This window comes from Streptococcus sp. DD10, assembly GCF_001578805.1.
Classification (GTDB): Bacteria; Bacillota; Bacilli; order Lactobacillales; family Streptococcaceae; genus Streptococcus.
In genome coordinates, this window is the sequence record NZ_KQ969161.1 from 139,122 (window position 1) to 162,974 (window position 23,853).

At 39.0% G+C, this 23,853-nt stretch carries 17 protein-coding genes and 2 pseudogenes; 5 read left to right on the plus strand and 14 right to left on the minus strand.

The window, feature by feature from the left end; translation table 11 throughout:
• Positions 1-193 precede the first annotated feature (193 nt).
• The gene (gene treC, locus STRDD10_RS07020) at positions 194-1,819 is read right to left on the minus strand and encodes an alpha,alpha-phosphotrehalase (RefSeq protein WP_067194334.1); all 1,626 of its coding nucleotides are present in this window, start codon (positions 1,817-1,819) and stop codon (positions 194-196) included.
• A gap of 63 nt (positions 1,820-1,882) precedes the next feature.
• A complete protein-coding gene (treP, locus tag STRDD10_RS07025; protein WP_067194337.1) occupies positions 1,883-3,862 on the minus strand; it encodes a PTS system trehalose-specific EIIBC component in 1,980 nt (659 codons plus the stop codon).
• Between the two features lie 229 nt (positions 3,863-4,091).
• On the opposite strand from treP, the gene treR reads away from it, so the two are divergent.
• The gene (treR, locus tag STRDD10_RS07030; RefSeq protein ID WP_067194339.1) at positions 4,092-4,802 is read left to right on the plus strand and encodes a trehalose operon repressor; all 711 of its coding nucleotides are present in this window, start codon (positions 4,092-4,094) and stop codon (positions 4,800-4,802) included.
• Between the two features lie 62 nt (positions 4,803-4,864).
• Here the strand turns inward: treR and greA are convergent, their stop codons facing one another.
• The 7 genes and pseudogenes from greA to STRDD10_RS07065 form a co-directional block, all read right to left on the minus strand.
• Complete coding sequence (greA, locus tag STRDD10_RS07035) at positions 4,865-5,347, minus strand: transcription elongation factor GreA (protein WP_067194341.1); 483 nt, start codon at positions 5,345-5,347, stop codon at positions 4,865-4,867.
• Between the two features lie 90 nt (positions 5,348-5,437).
• A pseudogene (mltG, locus tag STRDD10_RS10555) lies at positions 5,438-6,918 on the minus strand (endolytic transglycosylase MltG).
• 459 nt (positions 6,919-7,377) lie between these two features.
• Complete coding sequence (locus STRDD10_RS07045; RefSeq protein WP_067194344.1) at positions 7,378-7,875, minus strand: GNAT family N-acetyltransferase; 498 nt, start codon at positions 7,873-7,875, stop codon at positions 7,378-7,380.
• Between the two features lie 2 nt (positions 7,876-7,877).
• The gene (locus STRDD10_RS07050; protein WP_067194347.1) at positions 7,878-8,387 is read right to left on the minus strand and encodes a GNAT family N-acetyltransferase; all 510 of its coding nucleotides are present in this window, start codon (positions 8,385-8,387) and stop codon (positions 7,878-7,880) included.
• Positions 8,388-8,396: 9 nt separating this feature from the next.
• Positions 8,397-9,728: a UDP-N-acetylmuramate--L-alanine ligase gene (murC, locus tag STRDD10_RS07055; protein ID WP_067194350.1), complete on the minus strand. Its 1,332-nt coding sequence runs from the start codon at positions 9,726-9,728 to the stop codon at positions 8,397-8,399.
• Between the two features lie 9 nt (positions 9,729-9,737).
• A complete protein-coding gene (locus STRDD10_RS07060; protein WP_067194353.1) occupies positions 9,738-10,418 on the minus strand; it encodes a divisome accessory protein ZapJ in 681 nt (226 codons plus the stop codon).
• 376 nt (positions 10,419-10,794) lie between these two features.
• A complete protein-coding gene (locus STRDD10_RS07065; RefSeq protein ID WP_067194356.1) occupies positions 10,795-13,875 on the minus strand; it encodes a pilus expression-regulating Snf2 family helicase in 3,081 nt (1,026 codons plus the stop codon).
• 230 nt (positions 13,876-14,105) lie between these two features.
• On the opposite strand from STRDD10_RS07065, the gene STRDD10_RS07070 reads away from it, so the two are divergent.
• From STRDD10_RS07070 to STRDD10_RS07085, 4 genes and pseudogenes are all read left to right on the plus strand, one after another.
• On the plus strand, positions 14,106-14,954 hold the full coding sequence (locus STRDD10_RS07070; protein ID WP_067194359.1) for an IS30 family transposase: 849 nt from the start codon (positions 14,106-14,108) through the stop codon (positions 14,952-14,954).
• 122 nt (positions 14,955-15,076) lie between these two features.
• Positions 15,077-16,425: pseudogene (gene trkA / locus STRDD10_RS07075) on the plus strand (Trk system potassium transporter TrkA).
• A 3-nt stretch (positions 16,426-16,428) separates the two neighbouring features.
• Entirely contained in the window at positions 16,429-17,868 is a 1,440-nt protein-coding gene (locus tag STRDD10_RS07080; protein ID WP_067194362.1) for a TrkH family potassium uptake protein, read from the plus strand.
• Positions 17,869-18,134: 266 nt separating this feature from the next.
• Complete coding sequence (locus STRDD10_RS07085) at positions 18,135-18,536, plus strand: response regulator (RefSeq protein WP_156468624.1); 402 nt, start codon at positions 18,135-18,137, stop codon at positions 18,534-18,536.
• Positions 18,537-18,881: 345 nt separating this feature from the next.
• Here STRDD10_RS07085 and der read toward each other — a convergent pair whose 3' ends face one another.
• The 5 genes from der to nrdR are packed head-to-tail and all read right to left on the minus strand — an operon-like array spanning position 18,882 to position 23,448.
• Positions 18,882-20,192 carry a ribosome biogenesis GTPase Der gene (gene der / locus STRDD10_RS07090; protein WP_067194367.1) on the minus strand — a complete coding sequence of 437 codons (1,311 nt, stop codon included), beginning with the start codon at positions 20,190-20,192 and terminating at the stop codon, positions 18,882-18,884.
• 13 nt (positions 20,193-20,205) lie between these two features.
• Positions 20,206-20,919, minus strand: a complete 714-nt coding sequence (locus STRDD10_RS07095) for an NADPH-dependent oxidoreductase (RefSeq protein ID WP_067194370.1) — start codon at positions 20,917-20,919, stop codon at positions 20,206-20,208.
• Positions 20,916-21,812 (minus strand): primosomal protein DnaI, encoded by an 897-nt coding sequence (gene dnaI, locus STRDD10_RS07100; RefSeq protein ID WP_067194373.1) that lies wholly within the window; start codon positions 21,810-21,812, stop codon positions 20,916-20,918. Before dnaI ends, STRDD10_RS07095 begins: the two co-directional genes overlap by 4 nt.
• On the minus strand, positions 21,813-22,979 hold the full coding sequence (locus tag STRDD10_RS07105) for a DnaD domain protein (protein ID WP_067194376.1): 1,167 nt from the start codon (positions 22,977-22,979) through the stop codon (positions 21,813-21,815).
• A complete protein-coding gene (nrdR, locus tag STRDD10_RS07110; protein WP_067194379.1) occupies positions 22,966-23,448 on the minus strand; it encodes a transcriptional regulator NrdR in 483 nt (160 codons plus the stop codon). Before nrdR ends, STRDD10_RS07105 begins: the two co-directional genes overlap by 14 nt.
• Between the last annotated feature and the right edge of the window lie 405 nt (positions 23,449-23,853).

Genomic DNA, 23,853 nt, shown 5'->3' on the forward strand with positions numbered 1-23,853 from the left:
TCATACCAGCATTTAGGGGCTCTTTGATTTCGAAAAACTGTCAAAGATGGGATTATAGCAAACAAGTTAAATAAAGTCAACACATTTGAGGTTTTTTCTAACATTTTCCGACATAATAAAACACCCCAATAGTTAGATTTTCATGTCTAACTATTGAGGTGCGGTTCAAAAATGATCCTTCCTTTTTATTTTCTTATTTTACTAAGATCGCAAGGGTTTGATAAGGCTTAAGACTTACCTTTTCAGCAAGCTCTACATCCTCATAGTTTGACAAAAGGACGCGCCCTGACTGGTATTCTGCTGGAATCGCTACTTCAGCTTCACTTCCATAGAAATTGTTGAGTACCAAGAGTTTTTGACCGTCTAAATGACGCTCAAAGGCGTAGACTTCTTGACTATCTTCCAGTGCTGGCAGGTAGCTGCCTTCTGAAATAATCGGCATTTCTTTACGCAAGCGAATCAACTTCTTATAGAATGTAAAGATTGGTCCGTCGATTTCATTTTCAACGTTGATGTCTTTGTAAGATTGACCGGCTTTCAACCATGGAGTGCCTGTTGAAAAACCTGCATTTAGAGAAGCATCCCATTGCATGGGCGTACGAGAATTATCTCGCGACTTCTCTTGGATAATCTTGAAGGCTTGCTCAGGAGACTTGCCTTGGTCCAAGAGCATTTGGTAAGCATTGATGGACTCCACATCCACATAATCTGCCATCGAATCATAGTCTGGATCAATCATGCCAATCTCTTCGCCCATGTAGATATACGGAGTTCCACGTGACAAGTGAATGCTAGCTGCGAGCATGGTCGCTCCTTCATTGCGGAAGTTCTTGATATCTACAAAGCGATTCAAAGCACGAGGTTGGTCATGGTTATTCCAGAAAAGGGCACTCCAACCACCACGTTCACTCATTTCCTTGCCCCAAGTATGATAGAGACGTTTGAGCTCTTCAAAATCAAAGGGAGTAATAGTCCATTTTTGACCCTCTTCATAGTCGACTTTAAGATGATGGAAGTTAAAGGCCATAGACAACTCGTGACGCTCCGGTGCTGAATACAAAACACAGTTGTCAATGGTTGTTGAGGACATCTCTCCAACTGTCATAAAGCTATCATCAGAACCAAAGGTCGCTTCATTCATCATACGAAGATAGTCATGGACAATTGGTTTATCCGTATAAGCTGGTTTCCCTTCATTTTCAGGGCAATCTACCAAGACCTCATCTTTCCCAATCAAATTGATTACATCGAAACGGAAACCTTTGACGCCCTTGTCACGCCAGAAGTTGACCACCTTGAACAACTCCTTGCGGACATTGGGATTGCGCCAATTGAGGTCCGCCTGTGTCACGTCAAAGAGGTGAAGGTAGTATTTCCCTGTATCTCCAAAAGGAGCCCAGGCAGAACCACCAAATTTAGACAACCAATCAGTTGGCTGGTCCTGAATGAAGAAGAAATCTTGGTAATACTTATCCCCAGCCAATGCTTTTTGGAACCACTCATGCTCTGTTGAACAATGATTGAGCACCATGTCTAGCATGAAGTCAATATTATGCTCTTTCCCGACACGGACCATTTCTTCAAAATCAGCCATGTCTCCAAAGACAGGGTTGACGGCGGTGTAGTTTGAAATATCGTAACCATTGTCACGTTGTGGGCTTGGATAGAAAGGATTGAGCCAAACCATATCCACACCCAACTCTGCTAGATACGGAATTTTTTCAATGATCCCTCTGAAGTCACCGATTCCATTTCCTGTCGTGTCCTTATATGATTTTGGATAAATTTGGTATACAACCTTTGTTTTATCTAATGCCATGTGATTTTTCCTCTTTTGTTCTTTATAGGAAGAGGTGGAAGCGTAACGTCTCCACCCCTTAGCTTATTTTGTTCGATGGGCAATCATGAGAACATCGCCACGTTTGATATCCCGTGGAAGAGCCCCTTCCACATCTGCTTGGAAATCATCTTGATTGGTCACGATGACAGGTGTTTCTGTCACTAGACCAGCTCCTTTAATAGCATCCATATCAAATGTAATCAGTTTTTGACCGGCTTTTACTTTATCCCCTTGGACAACATGAGCTTCAAAACCTTGCCCATCAAGGCTAACCGTATCCATACCAATGTGCATTAGCATTTCAACCCCTTCTTCAGAAACGATACCGACTGCGTGCTTAGTTGGGAAGAGGACTGTCACTGTACCATTCACTGGTGAAACCAATTCGCCTTGACTTGGTTCGATGACGACACCTTGTCCCATTACACCTGATGAAAAGACTGGGTCTGTGGCTTGGCTAAGTGGTTTAACTTGGCCAGCAAGTGGACTAACAACCTCTGCTAATTCAGCAAGAACAGTTGAAGTAGCAGTATGTGATACAAATTCAGCTTCTTCTTGAGCTGCGAATTCTTCCTTAAGTTCTGTATCATCTTCTGTCTTAGTAAAGAGACCCGCTTTGCGGAAGAAGAAAGTTAGGACCATCGGTACAATAATAGCAACAAGCATAATTCCTGCAAATGGAATCATATACTTAGGTTGAATTGATAGAATACCAGGCAATCCACCAATACCAATAGAGGCTGCTGTAACATTAAAGGTTACTGAAAGAAGACCTGCAATAGATGAACCAATCATACCCGTAACAAATGGGTAGATATACTTAACGTTAACCCCGAAGAGGGCTGGCTCTGTAACTCCCAGATAAGCTGAAATAGTAGCTGGAAGTGAAATTTGAGCCTCACGTTCATCATGACGGTGCATAATATAGTAAGCAAAGACTGCTGAACCTTGAGCAATATTTGATAGAGCAATCATAGGCCAGAGACCTGTGCCACCTGCGTCCGCAATCAATTGGGTATCGATGGCATTGGTCATGTGGTGAAGACCAGTGATAACGAACGGCGCATAAAGGGCACCAAAAACAGCACCGAAAAGCCATTTTACAGGACCTGTCAAACCAGCAAGTACGACTGCAGAAAGACCTTGACCGATAGTCCAACCAATAGGACCTAAAACAGTATGAGCCAAAATAAGGGCTGGAATCAATGACAAGAAGGGTACAAAAATCATTGATACTACTTCTGGTACATGTTTACGCCAGAAAATTTCAAGATAAGACAGTGACAAACCAGCAAGAAGGGCAGGAATGACCTGAGCTTGGTAACCGATCCGATTCACCGTGAAGAATCCAAAGTCCCACACCCAGTTGGTTGCAATTTCTGCAGCAGGTGTTGAAGCAACGGAATAGGCATTTAACAATTGTGGAGAAACCAGACAGATACCCAAAACAATTCCAAGGATTTGGCTAGTCCCCATCTTACGAGAAACAGACCAAGTAATCCCTACAGGCAAGAATTGGAAAATAGCTTCACCAGGTAACCACAAGAAGTGATTCACTCCTGACCAGAACTGAGAAACCTCGGTAATTGTATTACCGTCAAGCATCGACCAATGCACACCCTCAAGAACATTACGGAAACCAAGAATTAATCCCCCAACGATCAAGGCTGGAATGATCGGTGTAAAGATTTCCGCTAAGGTTGTCATAACACGCTGAACTGGGTTTTGGTTGCTCTTAGCAGCTGATTTCGCAGCCTCTTTAGAAACACCTTCAATCCCTGATACAGCAGTGAAATCGTTATAAAAGATTGGCACATCATTACCAATGATAACTTGGAACTGACCTGCATTGGTGAAAGTTCCCTTAACAGCCGGAATGGCTTCGATTGTTTTCACATCTGCCTTCTTGTCATCACCAAGTACAAAACGCATCCGCGTCGCACAGTGAGTAACAGCAGTCACATTTTCTTTACCACCGATTGCAGCAAGCAGATCTTTGGCTTCTTGTTCAAATTTACCCATTTGAATCTCCTTTTCTTTTTTGACAATATCTGATTGACTTGATAAACTAATTGTAAACGTTTCCTCTCTTGTAGGCAAGATGTCTGGTTATTTTTTTCCATAAAAATCCTAAAAACCTGTTACTTGTCTGCTTTTTACTATACAAGCATCCTATAAAATCCTTTCTTTTTTTAAATTCAAATGGATTTCTATGTAAAATTTTGATATACTAATGGGTGAAAGGATATACATGAAAAAGTACCAAGAATTAGCTAAAAAAATTGAAAAAGATCTTCAAAACGAAATCTATATCGTAGGAGAGTTTCTTCCTAGTGAGCATCAGTTGATGGAACAGTATCAACTCAGCCGCGATACTGTCCGAAAAGCCTTAGCTCAATTAGAGAAAGATGGTCTTATAAAAAAGTTCAGAGGCCAAGGATCCAAGGTAATTCGTGAAGAAAAAATTAATTTCCCCGTATCTGAATTAACCAGTTATCAAGAACTCGTTCACCGACTCGGTATCCATTCCAAAACCAATGTTGTCAGTCTAGAAACGATTCGTGTCGATTCAAAACTTTCCCAGCTAACAGGATTTCCAGAACATTGCTTAGTATGGAGAGTTACGAGACAGCGTATCGTAGAGGATATCACCTCAGTCCTTGATATCGACTACCTTAATAAAAGTATGATTCCCAAACTAACACGAGAAATTGCGGAGCAGTCCATCTATCACTATCTAGAAGACGAACTCGGTTTTGATATAGCCTACGCTCAGAAGGAAATTACCATTAGTCAAGCAACTGACCGCGATCATATCCTTATGGATATTGGGAATAACCAGCATGTAGTTTCAGTCAAGTCCAAAGTGTATCTTCAAGATGGACGACAATTTCAATTTACAGAAAGTCGACACAAATTGGAAAAATTCCGTTTTATCGACTATGCAAGACGAAAAAAATGACTCAATACCAATCAAAGAAAATAAAAAGACAAGGACATAAATCCCCGTCTTTTTATTTTCTCTTAGACTGTTTTTTCAACTGCTAAGATTTTCACATCATAACTACCAACTGGAGTTACAACCGTTGCAGTTTCTCCTGTTTTCTTGCCAATAAGGGCTTGTCCAATAGGACTTTCATTAGAAACTTTCCCTGCAAATGCATCTGCTCCTGCAGCACCTACAATCATGTAAACTTCCTTATCCGTTTCACCGATTTCTTGGATTGTAACGGTTTTACCAATCGCTACTTCATCCTGTGCAACCGCATCACTATCTACGATTTCAGCATTGCGAATCTTATTTTCAAGACTAGAAATTTGTCCTTCAACAAATGCTTGTTCATCTTTTGCAGCTTCGTATTCACTGTTTTCTGACAAATCCCCATAAGAACGCGCAATCTTAATTCGTTCCACTACTTCTGGACGACGAACCAAAATCAATTGCTCTAATTCAAGTTCAAGTGCTTGCTTTTCAGCAAGAGTCATCGGAAATGTTTTTTCTGCCATAATTTCTCTTTTCTTTTGTATTCATTTATTTTTAAAAATAGTGGTACTCAGTTTCCCTAAGAAAACTGAGTACACCTTTTATGCTTAGTCTTAATTACTTGCAGCAATCTGATTATTGACATAAGTAGTCACATTTTGCTCATGATCAGCATAGTTATTTGCAAAGTATACCTTACCTGTTTTAACATCTGCAACAAAGTATAGGTAATCCGTACTATTTGGGCTAATTACTGCACTAATAGCTGATAAACTTGGACTATCCACTGGACCAGGCATCAAGCCTGCATTTCGATAAATATTAAACGCCGAATCAATATTAGTATCAATTTGAGCATCTTCTTGAAGGGTTGTTGCTTCTCCTAGTTTCCCTTGAGCATAAAGGATAGCAATGTTACTTTGCAACGGCATTCCTTGCGCAATTCGGTTAAAGAAGACGCTAGCAATATTTTTACGATCTTCATCTGTTGCCCCTTCTTTTTCAACCAATGAAGCAAGACTCAGTACTTCATTTACCGTGCGGTTTTGAGCATTTATTTGATCATAATAACCAACCAAGTTGGTATCCATTGCCCCTAACATCTCATCAATTAGAGTCTCTACAGTTGTTTCAGAAGTAATGTTATAGGTTGCAGGGAAGAGATAACCTTCTAGACGATAGCGAACACCAGATTCTAATGTTGGAAGACTTGCAAGCAATTGAGGATATTTTGCAACCATTTGGTTAATAAAAGTTTCATCTTGAACCTTATTCATAAAATCATCTGATGAAATCTTTTGAGCTAAATTTTTCGTTGCTTCTGCTGTCGTTGCTGCAATCTGCTCTAAAGTATATCCTTCTGGTATGGTTAACTTAGCCAAAACTGGAAGTTGTGGCGTTTCTGTTCCACCTTTTTGAAGAGCCTTAGCTAGTTCATCTACACTCATCGATTTTTGAAGATTATAATAACCCGACTGGAAACCTGAGTAATTTTTGACTTGAGTATAGAGATTAAAAACCGTAGCATTACGAATTAAACCTGCTTCTTCAAGAGCCGCTCCGATAGCCTTTGAACCAGAACCAGCAGGAATTTCAACCGTTACATACTCTGTTGATTTGGCATCAATTGGGCGAAGGGCTGAATTGATATAGTTATATCCAACAAATCCCGTAACCCCTAGAACCAGCAAAAAGAAGACCAAAACAAAGCCAACAATGCGTCCAGCAGTCCGATTTTGTCTTTTTTCTTTACTTGACGTGTTGAACGAACATAATCCGAATGCTTTTGATTTATTGCTTTTTGAGCTTTCTTTTTGGCAGCTTCTTCAAGAACTTCAGAGTGAGGTACTTTTACTGCTGGATTTTTAGAAACAGGCGATGCGACATAATCTTCTGAGGCACTCGCTTTTTGAGCATAATGAACAGAAATTGCAGCCTTAGTAGTTTCTGAGTCTATTTTATTTTCTTGATTTCCTTGTTCAGTAGATGCTGTTTTCGTATCAGTTGATTCACTAGCTTGATTCGAATCTTGTGGTTCATCCTCACCCTCTAATTCAGCCTGGACAGCATCTAATTGAGCTTGCAATGCTAGCATCTCTTCAATTGTAGGATAAACAACCGTTGGATTTTCAGGTTCTGAGTCATTAGATTCTAAAGCAGTTTCACTGGTTGTTAGGTCTGCCTCCCCTTTTGTTTGATGTCCAACTTTAGCCCCAAACAAATCATCAGTACTAGTCTCTTTGGGAACTTTTTTTATATTTTCTAAATCTCGCAGAATCTGTTCCTTAAAACTAAGATCCTGTTTATTATCATTCTTATCAGTCAAGATATGACCTCCTTAGACATAATCCCTAATATTATATCCTACTTAGCCCAATAAAGCAACTAGCATTGGTGGAACAAAGTAAAAAAATAAAGTTCAAAATGATGCCTCATCTCATCTTCAATCAGCAAAAAATTTTGGAGTCAGGAAAACCGTTCCCAAACTCCAATCCTCTATACACCATTTTTAATTTGAATCAGTTAATTTAATCACTAAAAAACATCACTCTTATCATTTTAATTGAGGATTTTCCCAAACCATATCATACCAGGTTTCACCAGCATACGTTGATGCAGATAGTCCCTCATTGATAAACCCCTGTTTTTCATAATAGGCGATTAAATAGTCATGACAGGTTAAATTCAGTCCTTGTCGACTATCTTTGATAGCTAGATTTTTCATTGCTTGAAGAAGGAGGCTACCAAGTCCCTGACTTTGCGCCTTTTGCGCAATAGATAAAGAAGTGATAGAGATATACCCTCCTTTTTCATGTGAAAAATCTTGAACTTCAAAGAAGGAAGAATCTTTGAGATGTCGCCCTTTAACCACAGGCCCCTCTATATAACCTACTATTTCTCCTTCTTCTTCTGCTAGTAAAAAACTAGTTTTAATTGTTCTTATATGCTCAGCAAGAATATCTTTTGAGATGGCTTCCTCTACTGAAAAATTTGCGATTTCAATGGCATAAATCGCCTCTAAGTCAGCAATTTTTGCTTGTCTTATATTCATTCTTACTCCTTGTAGTAGGGATTCTCCCAAACCATGTCAAACCAAGTCGTCCCGCCGTGAACAGAATCTGAAATCCCCTCATCCCTAAAACCGTTCATTTCATAATAAGAAAGCAGATTGTCATGGCAGGTCAAATTGATCCCCTGACGATTTTGCTCGCTGGCTCTTTCTTTGAGAGCAGCTAAAAGCAGGGTCCCCACTCCCTGCCCTTGAAAATCCGGACTGACAGACAAACTCTGGATAGCGATAAAGCCACCTTCCTTTGGATTGACTGTAACTTTGGCAAACAAATCATCCGTCAGATGACGCGAGAAAATAGCTGGACCTACGATATAACCTGCAATCTGACCATGAAAATCAGCCACCAAAAAGGTGTCGGCGATCCATTCAATCCGCTCTTTCAACGCCGCTGGGCTGGCTGCTTCTTCCTCAGAGAAATTGAGGTTTTCGAGGCGCACCAGTTCCTCCCAATCCGACAGCTGAACATTTCTGATTTTTATCGGACTTTCCACTGTTTCTCCCTATTGTACATTATTGCTTAAACTAGCAATGAGTTGTTCAAAAGAGTATTCATAAGTTTGAATATCACCAGCTCCCATAAAGACATAAACGGCATTCTCATGGTCCAAAAGAGGTGAAACATTTTCTGCTGTAATCACTTGACTTTTTTTGCTAATCTTAGCTGCCAAATCTTCCACTTTAACCTCACCATGGTCCACCTCACGTGCAGAACCATAAATCTTAGCTAGATAGACAGCATCAGCCTGATTTAAAGCCGTTGCAAATTCATCTAAAAGAGCAATCGTTCGTGTAAAGGTATGTGGTTGAAAAACTGCTACGATTTCTTTACTTGGATATTTCTGACGAGCTGCATCTAAAGTTGCGATAATTTCAGTTGGATGATGGGCAAAGTCATCGATGATTGTAACATCATTCACAACTTTTTCAGTAAAGCGACGCTTCACTCCCGCAAAGGTCTTAAGATGTTCACGCATCAAATCCAAATCAACTCCAGCTGTATAAAGAAGCGCAATGACAGCCGTAGCATTCATGATATTGTGACGACCAAAGGCTGGGATAGAAAATTGTCCTAAGTTTTTTCCACGAAAATGAACCTTAAAACTTGAGCCCATTGTAGAACGTAAAAAGTCACTCGCTATAAAGTCATTATCCCCTGTCTCTCCGTAGTAGTAAATAGGTGCATTGGCTGTAATCTTACGAAGTTCTCTATCCTCGCCATAAACGAATAAACCAGTTTTCACTTGCTTAGCGTAGTCATTGAAAGCATCAAACACATCCTTTAAACTGGTAAAGTAATCTGGGTGATCAAAATCAATATTCGTAATAATGCTATACTCTGGATGATAAGGCAGGAAGTGTCGTTCATACTCATCTGACTCAAAAACAAAATATTTAGCTGCTGCCGATCCTCTACCTGTTCCATCACCAATCAAAAAACTAGTATCCGTAATATGTGATAAAACATGTGAGAGCAAACCAGTTGTTGAGGTTTTCCCATGTGCTCCAGCTACTCCCATGCTTGTAAAATCTCGCATGAACTCTCCTAGAAACTCATGGTAACGTCGATAAACCAATCCTTCCTTGTCTGCAAAAGCAATCTCAACATTATTATCAGGACGAAAAGCGTTCCCAGCAATAATAATCAAATCAGAAGACAAATTTTTCTCATCAAAAGGAAGAATCTTAATCCCCGCTTGCTCCAGACCACGCTGAGTAAAGTAGTATTTATCTACATCTGACCCTTGAACCTGATGGCCCATTTGATGAAGCATCAGAGCAAGGGCACTCATCCCTGATCCTTTAATCCCGATAAAATGATATGTTTGTGACATGATGTCTCCTTATTTGCTTTCTAATCCCATAAGATTCAACTCTTGGGCTATCTTCCGTTCACGTGGACTACGGTCATCACGCTTGTTATATACCTGACTCTTTTTCAAAAAATCATAGGTGTTTTTCTTAGGTTTACGACTCTTATCTTCTCCGTTTTCCATCGGCTGATAGTTTGGTTTCAACTCTGCCAAAATATAGTCTGTTTGTCGTAAAGTAGCGGTAAATCGACTATACTCACCCGGATTTTCCTTTTGAAAAGGAGCCGTCGGAACCTGTTGTTCTCTTTTAGAAGACGAAGAGGCTAGAAAATGTTTTTTAGTTGTAGCACTCTCTTTGACAAGATAAGAAGCGGATTTTTTCTTTTTCAAATCACGTCGTGCTTCCTCACGTGCCCGCTCAGATTGATTAATTGCATCTTTTTTGACTGCTCCAATCGGTTCTTGCTTCAAACCATTTCTCACATGTCTAGGCGCCTGTTGAGAAAATACATCTTGGACCTTTTTGGTTTGGGCTTCAACCTCTCGAGAAGACAAAACATCTGAAATTGGAGACCATTCAAGAAAATTTTTATCTTGATAATCCCCTAAAATATTACTAATAAAGTCACTTTCGTCATATAAATTCATCTGTGGCATCGCCGTTAACATTGGCTCATCATCTGCCACCACAGGAAACAATTTCTCTCTCACGCTATTTCCTCTTACTTTCGAATAATGAAATCTATTAATCAGCAGGATATCATACAAGTCCCTCTTCCACCAATTAACACCAACTAGTATACCATACTTTCAAACTTTTTAAAACCGTCAAGAAAAGAAGTTTCCGTTCTCTATCTAGTAAAATCCGAAACATCCTATATCCTGACATCAACTAAACCTTATCTCACTCTAACTTCTATGTGATTTGGGTAAAACATAAAATTTCTACATTCCTTTACTTGTAGAAGGTTGTATATAGAGAAAATAAAGTTTTCAACAAAAAATCATTAGTAAAAAAGTGAGGTTAACTTTAAAAGCCAACCTCACTTTTTACTAATGAGAATCATACCGTAACGATTAATTCCTACTAAGAAAGCCCCAATATCTCACGAATATCATTCACGCTGAGACTCCCTCGAGATTCTGTTCCATCAAGGACCGTAGAGATTAAATTTTTCTTGCTTTCTTGTAATTCTTGAATTTTTTCTTCAATGGTTCCACGTGTAATCAAGCGATACACTTCAACATTTTGTTCTTGCCCCATACGATGAGCTCTCCCGATAGCCTGAGCTTCTACAGCAGGATTCCACCATAAATCTACTAGAATCACTGTATCTGCTCCTGTCAGGTTTAGCCCGACACCACCCGCTTTAAGGGAAATCAAAAAGGCGTCTCCTTCCCCTTCATTAAAAGCAGTTGTCATGTCTTGACGTTCTTTGGCTGGCGTAGAACCTGTTATCTTAAAGGAAGTCATTTCTAATTTTTCTAGTTCTTTTTCAATAATATCTAACATCCCACGAAATTGAGAAAAAATGAGAACGCGATGACTACCGGCATGAATCTGCTCTAACAAAGATCGTAAACTTTCTAGCTTACCAGATTCTCCATCATAATCTTCCATAAATAAATATGGGGTATCACATATTTGTCGTAAACGCATTAATCCAGACAAAATCTCCATCTTATTGCGATTCAACTCCTCATCAGAAGCTGTTCTAACACGCTCTTGCATTTGTTTCAACTGGGCCAAATAAATCGTTTTCTGACTGTCTGCTAGCTCATTTCGCTGAACAACTTCAATCAAATCTGGTAATTCTGTTAAAACATCTTCTTTCTTACGTCTTAATACAAAAGGTTTGATATAGCGTGAGACTCGATCAGCAGGTATTTTGATAAATTGATTTTTTGCTGGCAGAAGTCCAGGTAACACAATTTCAAAGATAGACCAAATTTCAGACAAATTATTTTCAATCGGCGTTCCTGATAATGCATACGTTTCCTTAACCTTGAAAGAACGCAAATATCGAGCAATTTTAGTCTGTGCATTTTTCATGACTTGAGCCTCATCAAGGATTAAAAAATCAAACTGAAAGCGTTCATATTCAGCTATATCTTGACGGAAAGAAGCGTAACTAGTGATCACCACTTGATGATCCTCAGCAATTAATTCATCCCTCGTTGGTTTCAAGCCATAGCTAACAACTGTATCGAGTTGAGGAGCAAATTTTGCAAATTCATCAGACCAATTATAAATGAGACTAGACGGTGCTATAATTAGTGCACGCTTTCCATTTTCAAGTTTATTGGACAAAAAAGAAATCGTTTGAAGAGTTTTACCCAACCCCATATCATCTGCTAAAATCCCACCAAATCCATAATGAGAAAGCATAGAAAACCACTTTACACCAATTTCTTGATAATCACGTAGTTCTGCTTTAACTTCTGGTTTTACGATAGCAAAATCTTCTGGGTGCGTCAAATCATAGGCAAGATGACGAAATTCTTCTGAAAAGGTAACATTCTCTTGATTTTTAAACAGTTCTGATAATTGAAATGCGGCTATCCGATTTGTTTCAACAATCCCATCCTTAGTCTTTTTCGCACGCAGTTCCTGTAAAGTTTGACTGATTTTCTTACTTTCCTCATCAAAAATAATGACCTTGCCAGCCTTGCTAACATAAAAATCCTCATCTTGAAAAAGAGCTTCAAGAGCATCATCAATTTCTGTCTGATCAATACCAGAGAATTCAAAGCCAATGGATAAAAGCCCTCCCTCTGTCTTCACTTTCACATTAGGACGCTCAAGATGGTATAGTTCCATAAGCTGTTCAGAAATATTGGTAACCCCCATTCTCTCCAAACTTGGTATCGTATTATGAAAGAAAGAGTAGATTTCCTTAGGGCTAACTGGAGGACGATAGGCTGAAAATTCTCCAATAAAGCTATGTTGACGTAAGTTATCAAAAACCTGTTGCTCATGCTGAAAATTACTTGCGAAAGGCAAGGAAGCCAACTCTTCTCGATTTTTTACACGAAATTTTTCATAAACAAAAGTCGTTTCAATTTCAACCAAGCCATCCCTAGCCAAATCCAGATTAAATTCTACTGTAAAATCATGGATTTTCAAACTCTCTGGTGCCGTCACTTGACCAACCTTCTGAAGTTGAAGAATCGCAACTGCCAACTTGTTTTGTTCTGTGAGAGCAAACTGAATCCTCTTCTTACCATCACTCTCAAGATCTAGTTTACGAATGACCTTTAAAAGCTGAATTTGTTCTTGAGTTAATTGGAAGAACTGATTTTGATAGCTGATAAACTCCCCATCGTAAAGCCAGTCATATTCTTTCTCTTCAATCTCAAGTTCAAAAAAAGTTGGATGTTCTAACACAGTAACTTCAAGCAAAGCAGCCGTCTCACCAAAATCATGAAAATGAAGTTGCTCGTAGTTAGAATAACCTTTTCTATACTCAAATTCTACTAAATTCTGTAAACGATTGATACCATCTTCAAAGATACTAGCTGGAAAAAAAAGATGACGATTCTGATTCTGCAAAATAAATTCTGTGGACTCTGCTGTTAAGCCCCATAGGTAGGTAATCAAGTCTTGAGACGCTATATCAAATTCTCTAAAATAAAGCGGCTCATAATATCCTCTACCAATTGAATAATGATTCCCTTTTTTCACAGTATTTAAAAATGCTTTAATATCTCTGACTATATAGGACTTTTCATCTGGTAGACGCCTTAAACGCAGTGTCCAAAAAATCTTACCTGCTAATGCGTCTTCTTCCCCAGATACGTATAACTGAAATCTGATTTCTGTAGACTCCGAACGCAATATCTTACTTAGAAAACGGCTACCAAAAGTAACTCTTGCTTGTGTCATTTGATTATCGTTTTCCGATTTCTCCATTTTCTCTAGTAAACTCTTACCAGATACATCTGTTTTTAAAAAATGCTCTACTGCTGCTAAGTGCGCACAATATTGTTTACTTTTGAAAAAAGAACAGCTACAAAAAATAACCTCATCATCTAGACTATAGCGCAGCTCCTCATCTGCCACAAGCGTATAAAGTAAACAATCCTTAACTTCCTTTACCTTCACCTTTCCAGCATCATATAACGCAATTCCATCATTGCGAATTCGCCCTGGCATTAATTTTGCCATAATCTCTCCTCTAATTTCTTGTCATCGTAAAGCAAAAAAATAAATATATCTTAAAATTATACCATATTTCCACAAAAAAATGTAAAGAAATCCAAATAAACTCTCTTTTTTCTTTTTATTTACGAACTTTCCGAAAATTCTAAAATGAAGTTAGCCACTTGAGCGTATAGAAAAACACCTCTGCGAGATATAATGTAATCACCACAAACACATTAGAAAGACTCACAGAGATGCAAAACCAGTATACCACAAAAGGACACCATTTAACACTAAAAGAGCGCCAACTCATCGAAAAATGGAAAAATGAGGTCTTCAGTAACCGTAAAATCGCAGGTTTGTTAGGCAAAGCTCCTCAGACCATTCACAACGAAATCAAGCGTGGTCTAGTTACACAACAGGTACGCAAGGGCAAATTTGAAGAGGTTTACAAAGCTGACTATGCCCAAATCCAGTATCTTAAAAATCGTGAACGATGTGTTAAGGATATTTCGCTGGATAAGGAGACCTACCAAGCTATCTGCCATTACGCCAGACAGAAGTACTCACCTGACAAGAAGACTGCGAATCGTAAGCGAGCCTCCCTAAACAGCCCGGCGTTTGGTAAGTCAATTGAGGAGCGTCCGTTTGAAATCGACCAGCGCACACGGTTTGGAGATTTCGAGATTGATACAGTGCTGGAACAGCGTGAGAAAGCGCCTTGTCTCCTGACTTTGACAGACAGGAAAACGCGATATGAAATCATTCGTCTGCTTCCTTCTAAGACCGCTCAGGCTGTCAATGAAGCGCTTTTGGAGATTCAAAAAGACTACTCTATTTTGTCTATCACAGCCGATAACGGCAGGGAATTTGCACGATTACATGAGGTATTTGACCGCGAACACATTTACTATGCCCATCCCTATGCTTCGTGGGAACGCGGTTCAAATGAAAATCATAATCGGCTCATTCGTCGATGGTTTCCCAAAGGTACTCGAAATATCACCCACCAAGATGTCCGATTTATTGAAAATTGGATAAACCACTACCCTCGAAAAATGTTTGATTACAGCTCGCCAGCGGATTTACTCATAAATGGCTAACTTGGACTTGAAATTTGCCAAAATTTTCAATAATATAGTAAAAAATAAGGCAAAAAGATGAAATTTCTCTTAAAAAGGAGTATGATAGTTCTATTATTAGTCGCTGTTATGAGGAGTCTATCATGAAAATAATTGTCGTTGGAGGAGGCAAGGTTGGAACTGCCCTCTGTCGATCCCTTGTAGATGAAAATCACGATGTCGTGTTAATTGAACAAAACGAAGAGGTTTTAAAAAAGAATACCAAGCGTTTTGATATCATAGGAATCAAAGGTAATGGAGCTAATTTCAAAATTCTGGAACAAGCAGATGTAGAACATTGTGATATTTTTATTGCTCTAACCGAATACGATGAAGTAAACATGGTTTCAGCAGTCTTAGCAAAAAAAATGGGAGCAAAAGAAACAATTGTTCGAGTTCGTAATCCCGAATATTCCAACGCTTACTTTAAAGAAAAAATATCCTTGGATTTTCAATGGTCGTCAATCCAGAATCACTAACAGCTCGCTATATAGCTAACAATATTGACTTTCCAAGCGCTAATTCTGTTGAATATTTCGCTAATGGTCGAGTAATTTTGATGGAATTCTTAGTCAAAAAGGAGAGTCCCCTTGCCAACATGACTCTTAGTCATTTCCGAAGGAAATTTAGCAACATCTTGGTTTGTGCTATCGAAAGGGAGGAAAATATTTTCATCCCAAATGGAGACGTTGTCATTGAAGAAAATGATACTTTATATATCACTGGTAACCGCATCGAAATGGTTCTCTTTCATAGTTTTCTCAGACCACGTGCTGTCAGAAATTTACTTCTCATTGGGGCTGGAAAAATTGCTTACTACCTCCTTAACATTCTAAAAGACACCAAAGTCAAAGTGAAGGTCATCGAATCCTCTCGCGAGCGAGCTCAATGGTTCAGCCAAGAATTTCCTCAAGTCCATGTTGTTTTAGGAGACGGTACTGCAAAGGAAATTTTACTCGAAGAAAGTGCTCTCAACTTCGATGCTGTTGCTACTCTGACAGGAGTAGATGAGGAAAATATTATCACCTCCATGTTCTTAGATAACATCGGAATTTCAAAAATTATCACCAAAGTAAATCGCACTAGTCTATTAGAGATTTTAGATGAAAAAGATTTTTCTAGTATCGTTACTCCGAAACTTATCGCAACAGACACCATCATGCACTTTATTAGAGGACGGGTCAATGCACAACATTCTAACCTTGAAGCTTTGCACCACGTAGCAAATGGACAAATTGAAACCCTTCAATTTTTCATCACAGAAAGCTGTAAAATTACAGGGAAAACACTTGCCGCACTAAAACTGAAAAAAGGTGTCTTGATTGCTGCTATCATCCGTAATGGACGTACCATCTTCCCAGATGGAAACGATAGTATCCAGATTGGTGATAAAATTATCGTGATTACCCTCATCCAAAATGTGAATCAGGTCACAGACCTGCTTGCGAGGTAAGCCATGAACCGAAATATGATTCGCTTGTTGCTGTCCAAACTACTCTTGATTGAGGCAGTTATCCTAGTTATTCCTCTGCTGGTGTCTCTGTTTTACCAAGAAAGTATCCGAGACATTCTCGCCTATCTTTACACTATTGCTATCCTTTTAGTTGTAGGTGGTGCTGGCTTGTTTTTCAAACCCTTACACCACCGTATTTATGCCAAGGAAGGCGTTATTATCGTAGCTATGTGTTGGATTTTGTGGTCCTTCTTTGGTTCCTTGCCCTTCGTTTTTTCAGGACGAATTCCTAGTCTCATCGATGCTTTCTTTGAGGTTAGCTCAGGATTTACCACGACAGGGGCGACCATCATCCCAGACCTAGCTATCCTCAACCATTCCTTTATCTTTTGGCGGAGTTGTACTCACTTGATTGGAGGGATGGGGGTGCTGGTCTTTGCACTTGCCATCATGGACAATAAGAAAAACAGTAATCTCGAAGTCATGCAGGCAGAGGTTCCTGGACCAGTCTTTGGCAAGGTCGTATCCAAGCTCCGCGATACAGCGCAAATTCTCTATATCATTTACTTATTTATGTTTGTGGTGTTTGCGATTATCCTTTTTGTGGCTGGCATGCCTATCTTTGATAGCATTGTAATCGCTATGGGGACGGCAGGTACAGGAGGGTTCACGGTCTATAACGATGGGATTGCCCATTATAACAGCCAACTCATCACTTATCTAGTCAGTATTGGAGTGACTGTGTTTGGGATTAACTTCAACCTCTACTACTTCCTCCTCCTGCGTAAACTCAAAGCCTTCTTTGGCGATGAGGAGTTGCGGACTTATTTAGGTATCATCGCTGTAGCGACCATTCTCATCACCATCAATGTTTTCCACATTTACCATAGCTGGGAGATGAGTTTCCGCATGGCTTTCTTTCAGGTGACCAATATCATCACAACAACCGGTTTTGGCTATGGAGATGTCAGCCACTGGCCCCTCTTTTCAGAGTATATCCTGCTCCTACTCATGGCAATCGGTGGTTCTGCTGGTTCAACTGCGGGAGGACTCAAGGTTATCCGTGGGCTCATCCTCTATCGGATTAGTAAAAATCAAATCCTCTCTAACCTCTACCCTAACCGTGTGCTGAGCCTGCATGTCAATGGTAGCTTGGTCGATACCGAAACGCAAAATAAAGTCCTCAAATACTTGACGATTTATGTAGCCATCATCATGGGGCTGATTTTCATCATTAGCCTCAATACTGAAAACCTACTAACTGCCTTCAGTGCGGTCTTCAGTTGTTTCAACAATATCGGACCTATGCTAGGGACAACAGATACCTTTGCGATTTTCAGCCCTGGCTCCAAACTGCTCCTTTCTCTCGCTATGATTGCAGGAAGGTTAGAAATCTATCCTATGCTTTTGATTTTTTTACCAAGAACATGGTCTAAAAGATAACATAATCCCCTAAGGCATTGTCCGAAGGGGATTTTTTTCGTACTGCTAACTTGTTACAAAAATATTCGGTAAATCAGGACAAAATTCTTAATCCATCCTATACTAAATATACAAAATGTGTTAAAATGATAATATATTGTTTTTAAGTGTAGATGTTATTTCTATTTTTCTAAAGAATCGCACCGACTATCCTCACTTAAAGGGTTAATAATCTTTCATTTAAAACAGATTATTCCTGACACATTATATTAAATCAATAAAGGAGAATGATAACAATGGACATTTGTATTTTAGAGAACAGCAGTTTTCATTCTAATTGTTTAGAAGTCAGTCTTAAAAAGATCATAGATAAGCATCAACTAAACAACATTCAAATTCAAAAATATACTAATTCCAAAGAAATCCTAATGAATATCGAACACCATAAGTACCATCACATTTATTTTTTAGATATTGAAATGAATGCTACAGATGCAAATCTTATCGAACTGAATCATTTTATTCGAAAAAGTGTACCACTTGCGGTTATTGTCATTATAAGCCACCATACTGACTACATGCCTTTATTTTTCGAACATCTTCTAGCAAGTAATCATTACATAGAAAAAGACTGTGACCAGTCTCAGTTTGATAGAAGAATTGAAAAAATTCTACTAAATTGCCTATAAGAAAGGCAAAATTTATTTCACAAAGGTGAAGCTTCTAATATTCATTCTCAACCCCCATTCTTCATCAACCCATCATAATTAAAAAGAACAAAAAAGCTGGACAAAATATCCAACCTTTGATAAATAATGACAACCACTGCAAAAAAACAGCATTTCTAACTCAAAACACTGCTTTAAGATGAAGATAACTTGACAAGGCAACTTTCTTCTGTTTTTCTTCAGCTGTTTCCGAGACAATGACAATGTCCCAAACTACTTTGAATTTCTGAACTAAGGAAAGATTGAAAAAACTTTTCAATCTTTTTATAGACCACTTCAAATTTCGTTCCCTTATTACTCCTGCTCTTATTTTCGTTTGCGAGCAATCAAGTGAATCGGAGTTCCCTCAAAAACAAAGGCCTTCCGGATTTGATTCTCCAAGAAACGCAGATAAGAAAAATGCATGAGTTCTTCTTCATTGACAAAGACTACAAACGTTGGTGGTTTAGTTGCCACTTGAGTCGCATAAAAAATCTTGAGTCGTTTGCCTTTATCCGTTGGGGTTGGGTTGATCGCTATCGCATCCATAATTACATCATTCAAGACTGCTGATGGAATACGAGTATTTTGACTTTCACTGATTTGCTTAATCATATCTGGTAACTTATGCAAACGTTGTTTGGTCAAAGCAGAGACAAAGATAATCGGCGCATAAGAAAGGTATTGGAACTGATCGCGAATGTCATCTTCCCACTGCTTCATGGTATGGTTATCTTTTTCAATGGTATCCCATTTATTGACCACAATAATCATCCCTTTACCAGCTTCATGGGCAAATCCAGCAATCCGCTTATCATACTCTCGAATGCCTTCTTCAGCATTAATCACCATCAGAACGACATCTGAACGATCTATGGCACGCATAGCACGCATGACAGAGTATTTCTCTGTATTTTCATATACTTTACCAGACTTGCGCATACCAGCAGTATCAATCATGGTAAACTCTTGCCCTTCTGCATCGGTAAAATGCGTATCGATGGCATCACGTGTTGTCCCAGCTACAGGACTAGCAATCACACGCTCTTCACCTAAAACCGCATTGATCAGGCTAGATTTTCCAACATTAGGACGACCAATCAAGCTAAATTTGATGATATTCGGATTTTCTTCTTCTATTTCATTCGGAAGATTTTCGATAATAGCATCCAAAACATCTCCTGTTCCAATCCCATGAACAGAAGAAACTGGTAAAGGTTCACCTAAACCAAGTGCGTAAAAATCATAAATTTCATTACGCATTTCAGGATTATCTACCTTATTAACAGCTAAAATGACTGGCTTATGGGTCTTGTAAAGGATTCGTGCCACATACTCATCTGCATCTGTTACCCCTTCTCTTCCAGATACGACAAAGACGATTACATCTGCTTCATCCATCGCAATCTCAGCTTGATGCTTAATTTGTTCCATGAAAGGGGCATCTACATCATCAATTCCACCGGTATCAATAATACTAAATTTACGGTTTAGCCACTCTGCCGTTGCATAAATTCGATCACGAGTGACGCCTTCGACATCCTCAACTATGGAAATCCGTTCTCCCGCAATACGATTAAAGAAGGTTGATTTTCCAACATTTGGACGACCTACGATGGCAATAGTTGGTAAGGCCATGTTTTCTCACTTTCTACAATAACTTTTTCTGTTCTAAATTTCTTCTTGTTGAACTAGGTTCATCTTGACCAAACTGCTCTGCTAAACGCTGACTCCATGTCGTTGTTGCACGCACTCCAGCGTATTTGGTCTGTACTTGATCATAGGCTTCGATTATCCCAACCAGCTGTTCTTGGTATTCCTCCTCAAAAATAACCTGCTCAAAAGGTAATCTTGGCTTCACATCAGGTTGTTGTTCAGGGACACCCAATGCAATCCCAAAGACTGGATAGGTATAGTCAGGAAGGTTAAACAAGTCTGCTACTTCTTCCGACTTATATCGTACCAGACCGATAATAACCCCACCATATCCTAGACTTTCTGCTGCAAGTAAAGTGTTTTGCCCAGCAAGTGCTGCGTCTACTGAAGTGATAAGAAGACCCTCTACTCCTTGAGGTTGAAAAATTTCCGTGTGTAAATGAACCCCTTTTTCTGCACGATTAAGATCTCCAACAAAGAGGAGAAAGACAGCTGATTGGCGGATAGCTTCTTGGGGCACCAAATTAAAGAGAGCAGCTTTCTTTTGCTCACTTCGAACGACAATCACAGAGTAAGATTGAAAGTTTTTCCAAGAAGAAGCCATCTGAGCAGCCGTCAAAATCTCATTTAAGTCTGCTTGTGGAATTTCTTGCTCTTTAAATCTACGCACCGAAGTGTGTTTCTTCATCAATTGAATGGTTTCACTCATCTGCGATTTTCTCCTTCCAAGCGTATTTCCTCAGCTAAATAACGGATTCGTTCCATAAGCCGTCTTGCTTCCCAGGTTTCATCTGCGCCATTTCTTCCTTTTGAAAAATGAAGCTCCAAATCTGAAAAACTAAAATTCGAAGTAAAAAAGGTCGGGAGATTTTCTTGCATGCGGTGCTGAAGGATAACCTGCAGGACTTCATCGCGCACCCATGGAGTAGACTGTTCTGCTCCAATATCATCCAAAATCAAGATTTGAGATAATTTGATTTCATCGATCAAATCCTTGACCAAACCATTTCCGATCGCATTCTTTACGTCCACTACAAAACTAGGATAGTGAATCAGCGTCGTTGAAGCACTTCGTTTTTCCGACAATTCATGGGCCAGTGCAGCCATCATAAAACTCTTTCCAACACCAAAATCCCCGTAAAGGTAAAGCCCTCTCTTCGCATTAGGATAAGTCTCTGAAAACTCTATCAAACGTTCAAAAACAGGAAATCGTCTCGCATCATCAGGATTGAAATCAGAAAAACTAACAGTCTTGAGACTAGCTGGTAGATTCATCAGTTTCATACGATTTTTGATAGCTGCTTCTTTCTGGGCAGCTAGTAACTCTGGCGTTTCTTCATAAGATACATCCGCATATCCTTGATTCATGATGAGAATAGGTCTGTAACCACGCGCAATATAATCCGCATCCCCACGAAGAAACTTATTGCGTTCTGTAATATACTGATTAAACTTAGAAATACTCCGATTTAACTCTTCTTGATTGAGAGACTTTTCTTGGATGAAAGCCGCAACATCCGGATCTTTCATGATTTGTGCTACCAACTCTTGATAGGGAAAACGACTGGTTTGACGTTTCATCACATCACCTACACTTTCCATCTAGTCTCCTCCTTTTTCTAAGCGCGCTAATAACTCTTGTTTCTTGCGTTCTAATTCCAGACGCGTCTGCTCATTGGTTTCATTTTTATAGTCAGGTTGACTCCATTTTGGAATATTATTCTTTGAAATTGTTCCAGAATTTTGCTTTTGTTGCTTTTGACGTTCCTGACTCCGCTCTCGAATACGTAGGACAGCTTGTTCAGCAGTCAAAATTCCTTGATAAGAGAAATCATTTGCTACCTTAAGGGCATACTTTTCATTCAAATTAGCAGAATTAATTTTATTAAAAGTAAACAGTACAATCACATTAATGACTTCATCTAATAATCCTAGCTCAGCCATCTTTTGAATGACCATTCGTTCAGATTGGGTAATAGAGGCTTTTTTTGTCTGTTTAATTTCTGCTAAAAAAACTAGAGAAGGTTTTGCTTGCGCTTCTGAAATAATCGTTTCTTCCTGATGAGAAAAACCATTTGTCTTTGGCTTGTTTTTTGAACGTAATTTTTCTCTCATTCGTTTGGTTGAAATAGTGAATGCAACTGCCGTTTCTTTAGCAAGGATATAGGTTTCATACCAAGTCCATCTTTGAGACTCTGCTATTTGGAAAAGTTCTAGTAGTTCCCCTTTCTCATTCTCAAAGCGCAAGCCGTCTCTAGCCATCAGTTGTTTAAAACTAGTTAAATCAAAATCAGTCTGACGCTTGTTTTGAGGACGTCCACTTTGATTGAGTTGTTCTTCAATTACTTTTAAAAAACTCGTTTCTCGTTTTTCCCCAACTAACTCTACCGGCAACAGTTTCTCAACAGATGTTTCACCAATCTTTTGTTCCAACAAGTTGCGATAAACATGATTCTCAAAAAAATCCTGTGCTGTCAAGTTAGGATAAACAAACAGCTGATAAGTTTCTTCGGACTGATAGAGTTCTAAAAGCCTTAGGGCAATCAACTGATCTAATGCCTTTTCAAAAACATTCCATCCCATATCCAAATGATTAAGAATTTCTGAAAAAGCATGAGAAGTTCGCCCATCATCCCAAAAAGCTAGAAGATACTGGTAAATAACCAATGCTTCCTTTCCTATGATTGGGAGATATAGCCGTATCAAATTGAGGGAATCAATAGAAAGTTGGTTATTTTTAACATAGAAAAAGCGATCATTTGGTCTCATGAGTCTCCTTTTTCTTAGTTGTTTTTGTAATTTGTTTTAAAAGAGTCTCTAATTCGCCCACATCCTTGAAACTCCGATAAACACTGGCAAACCGAACATACGTAATTTCATCGAGTTCTGCCAATTCATCCATTACCAGCTCACCAATCAACTCACTGTGAATCTCATTATCTTGATTTGAACGAACCTTCTGTTCAATCCGATTGACAATTCCTTCAATCTCATTACTGGCTACTGGACGTTTCTGAGCTGAACGAATAATCCCGTTAAAAATCTTATCACGAGAGAACTGCTCTCTAGTTCCATCCTTTTTTACGACAACGAGGGTTCGCTCTTCAACTCGCTCATAGGTTGTGAAACGATAGTGACACTCTTCACACTCACGACGGCGACGAATCGTTTGGCCGTCCTCAGCCTGTCTACTGTCGATAACGCTGGATTTACTACCACTACATTTTGGACAACGCATGGGCCACCTCCTTGTTTCTTAATACTTTATTTTATCATAATTTTGATTTTAAAGAAAGGAAAGAAAATCTATTACATAGCATATATATAACTACAAGTTGTACCCAAACTACTTCTACATAATGACACATTAAAATTTCTTACTTCTTTTTCCACTTATCGACTACACCAGTTACTACAGGCAAAAAATACAACAGTCTATTGTTAAAATTACAAACCTCATTCACCCCACTTGGGTAACCAAAAAACAAGAATAAACCGAAATGACATTCTCGTACAAATACTGAACACCTTTCGCATAAAAACAAATTTAGCTTTAATTTCATACTAACTCACTACAAATTTGTTTTAGTCAGCTTTTTATAGGCAAAATAATAGAATAAAAATTAATTTATCCTATTCCCTT